The sequence below is a fragment of the Aquabacter sp. DMC10 genome (assembly GCF_056314145.1).
Genome location: NZ_JBQUYX010000014.1, coordinates 1 through 5,919, shown reverse-complemented (window position 1 = coordinate 5,919; position 5,919 = coordinate 1). Strand labels below are relative to the sequence as shown.

Annotated in this window: 9 protein-coding genes and 1 tRNA gene; 1 reads left to right on the top strand and 9 read right to left on the bottom strand. The window is 70.9% G+C overall.

Going from position 1 to position 5,919, the window contains the following annotated elements:
* Positions 1-255: 255 nt before the first annotated feature.
* From arsC to ACT54L_RS24860, 4 genes are all read right to left on the bottom strand, one after another.
* Positions 256-684, bottom strand: coding sequence for an arsenate reductase (glutaredoxin) (gene arsC / locus ACT54L_RS24875; protein WP_476088350.1), 429 nt, complete (start codon positions 682-684; stop codon positions 256-258).
* A complete protein-coding gene (locus ACT54L_RS24870; RefSeq protein ID WP_476088349.1) occupies positions 681-1,409 on the bottom strand; it encodes an aquaporin in 729 nt (242 codons plus the stop codon). Before ACT54L_RS24870 ends, arsC begins: the two co-directional genes overlap by 4 nt.
* Complete coding sequence (locus ACT54L_RS24865) at positions 1,406-1,774, bottom strand: ArsR/SmtB family transcription factor (RefSeq protein ID WP_476088348.1); 369 nt, start codon at positions 1,772-1,774, stop codon at positions 1,406-1,408. Before ACT54L_RS24865 ends, ACT54L_RS24870 begins: the two co-directional genes overlap by 4 nt.
* 108 nt (positions 1,775-1,882) lie before the next feature.
* The gene (locus ACT54L_RS24860; protein WP_476088351.1) at positions 1,883-2,542 is read right to left on the bottom strand and encodes an ArsR/SmtB family transcription factor; all 660 of its coding nucleotides are present in this window, start codon (positions 2,540-2,542) and stop codon (positions 1,883-1,885) included.
* Between the two features lie 455 nt (positions 2,543-2,997).
* On the opposite strand from ACT54L_RS24860, the gene ACT54L_RS24855 reads away from it, so the two are divergent.
* Positions 2,998-3,888 (top strand): DMT family transporter, encoded by an 891-nt coding sequence (locus ACT54L_RS24855; protein WP_476088347.1) that lies wholly within the window; start codon positions 2,998-3,000, stop codon positions 3,886-3,888.
* A 203-nt stretch (positions 3,889-4,091) separates the two neighbouring features.
* On the opposite strand, the gene nusG is transcribed toward ACT54L_RS24855, so the two are convergent.
* From nusG to ACT54L_RS24830, 5 genes are all read right to left on the bottom strand, one after another.
* Positions 4,092-4,622 (bottom strand): transcription termination/antitermination protein NusG, encoded by a 531-nt coding sequence (gene nusG / locus ACT54L_RS24850; RefSeq protein ID WP_209102882.1) that lies wholly within the window; start codon positions 4,620-4,622, stop codon positions 4,092-4,094.
* Between the two features lie 5 nt (positions 4,623-4,627).
* Positions 4,628-4,828, bottom strand: coding sequence for a preprotein translocase subunit SecE (gene secE, locus ACT54L_RS24845; RefSeq protein WP_476088346.1), 201 nt, complete (start codon positions 4,826-4,828; stop codon positions 4,628-4,630).
* A 336-nt stretch (positions 4,829-5,164) separates the two neighbouring features.
* Positions 5,165-5,241: transfer RNA gene (locus tag ACT54L_RS24840), tRNA-Trp, on the bottom strand.
* Positions 5,242-5,421: 180 nt separating this feature from the next.
* Positions 5,422-5,760, bottom strand: a complete 339-nt coding sequence (locus ACT54L_RS24835; RefSeq protein ID WP_476088345.1) for a hypothetical protein — start codon at positions 5,758-5,760, stop codon at positions 5,422-5,424.
* Positions 5,761-5,843: 83 nt separating this feature from the next.
* The coding region (locus ACT54L_RS24830; RefSeq protein ID WP_159731174.1) for an EF-Tu C-terminal domain-related protein at positions 5,844-5,919 on the bottom strand (76 nt) is incomplete at its 5' end.

The following is a 5,919-nucleotide window of genomic DNA, read 5'->3' as shown; positions in this document are numbered from 1 at the left end:
CCCGCCCCCGACACCACCCGTCAGGCCGCTCCGGACGCGCCCCTCCTTGGTGCCAGGTGGGACTACCCTAGCAGAGGTGACCACAAATAGGAATATGGTCTAGGATATTTTTCTTAATATGAGTGACGCCATCGAACTTGCGCTGGGCGGTGTCGCACGATGCGACCGGACGCCCGCCCCGCGTCTGGCCGTGGGTGCGCGGGACGAGCCCGTGACGATTGAGAGGCCAGGGCGCGCCAGCGGTGTGCCCGGCCCCTACCCTTTCGCGATCACCACCTCGCCATCCTCCTTCGTGAACTGGTCCGGTCCGCGCTCCAGCAGCGTGAGCACCACCTCGGAGGGCCGGCACAGCTTCACGCCCAGAGGCGTTGCCACGATGGGCCGGTTCACCAGGATGGGATGGGCCACCATGGCGGCGATGAGCGCGTCATCGGTCACGCCCGGCTCCAGCAGGCCCAGCTCGGCGGCGGGCGTGCCCTTCTCCCGCAGGATGTCCCGGGGGGCAGCGCCCATGCGGGCGAGCAGGTCGCGCAGCAGGTCCGCCGTCCAGCCGGCTTTCACATAGAGCACCACATCGGGCGCATAGCCGGCCGCCTCCACCATGGCGAGGGCGTTGCGGGACGTGCCGCAGGCGGGATTGTGATAGATGGTAATGGGGAACGCCGCCCCGGTCTCCTGGTTCATGATGCCCTCACCTTGTCAAACAGCCAGCCGCCGCACAGCGCCGCCACCGCGGCGCCCAGGAGCTGGGCCAGGATGAAGGCCGGCACCGACTGAGGGGCGATGCCGGCAAAGCTGTCGCTCAAGGCCCGCGCCACCGTCACCGCCGGATTGGCGAAGGAGGTGGAGGCCGTGAACCAATAAGCGGACGCGATATAAAGCCCCACCAGGGCCGGCACGGCAGAGGGCCGCAGGCGCACCCCGCCCAGAATGGTGAGGATGAGGCCGAAGGTGGCCACCCCTTCGGACAGGGCCTGCCCCGGCGCCGCGCGCACCTTGGTGGACAGCTGGAACAGGTCGGCCCCGAACATGAGATGGGCCAGCCAGACCCCCGCCACGGCACCGGCCAACTGGGCGGCGAGATAGGCAAGGGCCCGCGCTGGCGGCATCTCGCGCCGCGCCGCCGCCACCAAGGTCACCGCAGGATTGAAATGGGCGCCGCTCACCGGGCCGAACAGGGTGATAAGCACCACAAGCCCGGCGCCCGTGGAGAGCGTATTGGCCAGCAGCGCCAGGCCCACGCTGCCCCCCGACAGGCGCTCGCCCATGAGGCCCGACCCCACCACCATGGCGAGCAGCAGGGCGGTGCCGAGGCCCTCCCCCACCAGGGCACGGGAGACAGAGGCGGCGTCCGGCGCACGGGCGCGGTCGCTGCCGGCCTCTTGGAGCGGAGGCGCGGCGGAGGTCATGGCTGCGCCCCCTCATGTGCCGCTGCCCCGCAGCAGGCGGCACGGGCCAGAAGATCGGCCACCGGGGCGCACACCTCCGGCCGGCCGCCGCAGCACTCCTGCGCCAGATGCACCAGCAGCGCGCCCATGGTCTCCAGCTGGACGCCATAATGCACGAACCGCCCCTCCCGCCGGGACCAGACCAGCCCGGCCTGGGCGAGAATGGACAGGTTGGTGGACAGGCTGTTGGCGGGCATGTCGAGCCCCCGGGCGATCTCGCCGGCGGGCAGCCCCTCCGGCCCGGCTTGCACCAGCAGGCGAAAGGCCGCGAGCCGCCCCTCATGGGCCAGCGCGGACAAGGCGAGGACGGCAGCTTTTGATTCCATACTTCCAGAATAATGGAATTAAAAGAGAACGCAAGCCTTGCCTTTCCCCAGCTGACCTCGCGCCCGCCCGCCGTGTGCCCCAGGCCCCTGGCCTTCGTCGGCCGAGCCTCAGTCCCCCGCGCCGGCCCGCACGCCGAACGTGGCCGCGAAGCCGGCCTCTCCGGCCCGGCTGACGCGCAGCGCGCGACTGCCCGGCACCCGCGCCACCCACCCCAGGGCCAACAGGCGGTCCAGCAAGGCGGCGCCCAGCCGCCCCGCCAGATGGGGCCGGCGCTCCGACCAGTCGAGGCAGGTGCGGCACAGGGGACGGCGCGCGGCCGCGGGCACATCGGGATCAAGGCCGAAGGCGCAGAAGAAGTCCCGCCCGGCCGGGGTCAGCAGCGCCGCCTCCTCTCCCATCTGAATGAAACCCCGCGCCGCCAGGGCGTCCGCCAGCGCCACCGCCACCCGGCCGGCCATATGGTCGTAGCAGGTGCGGGCGTGCCGCACCGCCGCATCGCGCGGACCCGGCGGGCGGTGGCGCCGCGGGCCGGCGGCCGCCAGTGCCATCAGCGCCTGCACCGCCTCCGCCACGTCGGGGCCGGCGAGACGGAAATAGCGATGGCGGCCCTGCCGCTCCACCACCAGGAGCCGCGCCTCCACCATGCGGGCCAGATGCCCGCTGGCCGTCTGGGCGGTGATGCCGCCCTCCCCCGCCAGCTCGCCCGCCGTCAGGGCCATGCCGCCCATGAGCGCGCACAGCATATGGGCGCGGGCGGGATCGCCCATGAGATGGGCCACCTCCGCCACCGCCCCGCCGGCGGCGAAATTGGGCGGCCCGTCCTCGCCAGCGACGGAACGCAAGGGGGTCTCCGCCCGCCCGCCGGTGTCCGGCGGGAGAGGCACCTCCGCCATTCCCCTCCGCTTGGCCTGACCACGATCCTGCCGCATGGCTGTTCCCTTCGGCTGAACGGACCTGCCGCCTGGCCGGCTCCCGCGCCGGGCCTGTCGCGGCCCCCGAGGCGGGCAAGGCACGTCTGGACACTCCAACGCGCCCGCCCCGACCGCACGCCACCCGAGCCGGGCGGCGCATGGTCGGGGGCATTCTAGCGGCCGTCCCTTTGCCGGTCAGCCGGCCATGCTTCGGGGGAGGCCGAAGCGTTTGCGCGTCGATGCGGCTAGGCTTCCGGTGGCGGGCGCCGTCTCCCTCCGCTCCGCTTCCCTGCCCCCACCCCCGGATTGCCATGCGCCGCCCGTCCCTCTGCGATCTCGCTCTTCTGCTGCTCCTTTCCACCCTGTGGGGCGCCTCCTACAGCTTCATCCGCGTGGGCGTGGAGACCATCCCACCGGTGACGCTGATTGCAGCGCGCACGCTCATCGCCGGCGGCCTGCTGGCGCTGGTGGTGACGGCGCGGGGCCTGTCCTGGCCGCGCGGGATGGGCTTCTGGCGGGATTGCGCGGTGCAGGCGCTGCTCAACAGCGTGGTGCCCTTCACCCTCATCGCCTGGGCGGAGCGGTCCCTCGATGCGGGGCTCGCCACCATCCTGAATGCCACCTCGCCGGTCTTTGCCTTCCTCATCACCGCCGGCCTCACCCGGCATGAAACGGTCGGCGGGCGGAAACTGCTGGGCGTCGTCGGGGGATTGGCGGGCACCTTGCTCATCGTGGGGGTGGATGCCCTGTCCGGCCTCGGGCGGGAGGTGGGGGCGCAGCTCGCCGTGGTGGCGGCCAGCGCCTGTTATGGCGGCGCGGCGGTGTGGGGGCGGCGCTTTGCGGGGGTGGACCCGCTTTTACCGGCGACGGGCTCGCTCATGATCGGCGCGGCGGTGCTGGTGCCTTTGAGCCTTGTCCTTGACCGGCCCTGGATGCTGACGCCCTCGCCCGCCTCGCTGGGCGCCTTGCTGGCCCTGGCGTTGGCCTCCACGGCGCTGGCCTTCGTGCTCTATTTCCACCTGGTGCAGCGGCTGGGAGCGGTGGGAACGACGGCGCAGGCCTATCTGCGGGTGCCCATCGGGGTCGCCATCGGCGTCCTCGCCTTGGGCGAGCACCTCTCCGGGACCGCGTTCGCGGGGCTGGGGCTGATCCTGGCGGGGGTGGTGGCCATGACGACGCCCGCAGGGCGGCGTCAAACGTAAAGACACCACGGCGCCCGCAGGGCGACGTCAAAAATAGAAACCCGACGCGCCCGCAGGGCGACGTCAGAATTAGAGACCCGACGGCACCCACAGGGCAGCGTCAGAAATAGAGACTCGGCGGCGCCCCCCGCCACCGGCGCCGCCAAAGAAAAAGGCCGGGCGCCTCGCGGCGACCCGGCCTTGTTCGTGAACGCAAAAGGTCCTCAGACCTTCTCCACCTGGCCGAATTCCAGCTCCACCGGGGTGGCGCGGCCGAAGATGGAGACGGCCACCTTGAGGCGGGACCGGGTCTCGTCCACTTCCTCGACAATGCCGTTGAAGGACGCGAACGGGCCGTCGGAAACCTTGACCGTCTCGCCCACCTCGAAGCTGATGGACGGCTTGGGCCGGTCGATGCCTTCCTGCACCTGCTGCAGGATTCGCATGGCCTCATTCTCGGAAATGGGCATGGGCTTGTTGTCGGCGCCCAGGAAGCCGGTGACCTTGGGGGTGTTCTTGATGAGGTGGAAGGCCTCGTCGGTGAGGTCCATCTTCACCAGCACATAACCGGGGAAGAACTTCCGCTCGGTGTCCACCTTCCGGCCGCGCCGCACCTCCACCACCTTCTCGGTGGGGACGAGGATCTGCTCGAAGAGATCGGCGACGCCGCGCTGCTCCGCCTGCTCGCGGATGGCGTCGGCCACCTTCTTCTCGAAGTTGGAATAGGCGTGAACGATATACCAGCGCTTGGCCATGACGCTCACCACCGACCGATTTTCAGGAGCTGGCTGACGCCGAACGACATCACCTGATCCGCCACGAGGAAGAAGATCGAGGCCACCAGCACCATCACGAACACCATGGCGGTGGTGATGAGGGTTTCACGGCGGGACGGCCAGGTGACCTTCGCCGTCTCGGCGCGGACCTGCTGGAAGAACTCGGTGGGACTGTTCTTGGCCATGTCATACACCTTTGTGCCGGAAGGCTCCCGGCACCTGTCCGGACGCCGCGCTACGGCCGGCCCTCTGGCCGCCCCGGCGCCCTTCCTTGCCCGACCTGCCGCCGCGCGTCCGCGATGGAAGGTCTTCACCGATCCCCCCCACGCGACGCGCCGGGCGGCTCTCAATTGCGATGGACCAGACGGCGCTCCGCCGGTCCGTCTCCCGCCGACCCGAATCGCGTCGAAAGCTCTCCTCGAGCCTGCCGCATCCCGGTCGCGGGACCTTATGTGTGGTTCGAAGGGGTCCGCCGCAACGGCCCGCTGGCCGTCTCGCCCCTGTCTGCTTTCGGAGGCGCCTGGCAGGAGTGGAGGGACTCGAACCCCCAACCCCCGGTTTTGGAGACCGGTGCTCTAACCAGTTGAGCTACACTCCTACGGCCGGCGCCCCGAAGGCGGCCCAGGCGGGCTTCCCCCTTCGAGGGTAAAGTCCGCCGCGCCGGGAAAGCGACCCAGCGCATCGGACGCGTGTGTGTAGTGGCATGCGCGGCGTCTGTAAAGAGGCGCGCATGCGTCCCGCCCGCACTGTCCCCAGCCGGCGAAGAAGCCGCCCGCCCTCACCTTCCGTCCCGCGCCCCATCGGCCGGGGAAGGCGGCGCGGTCGAAGGGCGGGGACCGGCCGGCGCGCCGAGCGCGCAGTCGCGATTGGCCCCGGTGCCCGGCGCATTCTCGAAGACACATCGGGTTTCAGGCGGCGTGCCGCACACGCTGGCGAGGTCCTTGAAGCCGACGCAGCGCCCGTCCGGTGCCCGATAGCCCGGCCCGCCCTTGCAGCCGCAGCCCGAGCAGGCGGGCCGCTCCGGGCAGCGCGCCGCCGCAAAGGCGCCGGGCGCGCCCGCAAGGCCGGCGGCGAGCAGGAAGACGGCGCGGCAGAGAATCAGGGACGCACGAGCCAAGGCAGACAGAACCCAAAGAAAAGGGGCGGCACCTTGCGGTGCCGCCCCGATTGTCTCTCAAGCGGACCGAGGGTCCGCTTCGATCACTCGATGATGGAGGCGACGACGCCGGCGCCCACCGTGCGGCCACCTTCGCGGATGGCGAAGCGCAGCTTCTCT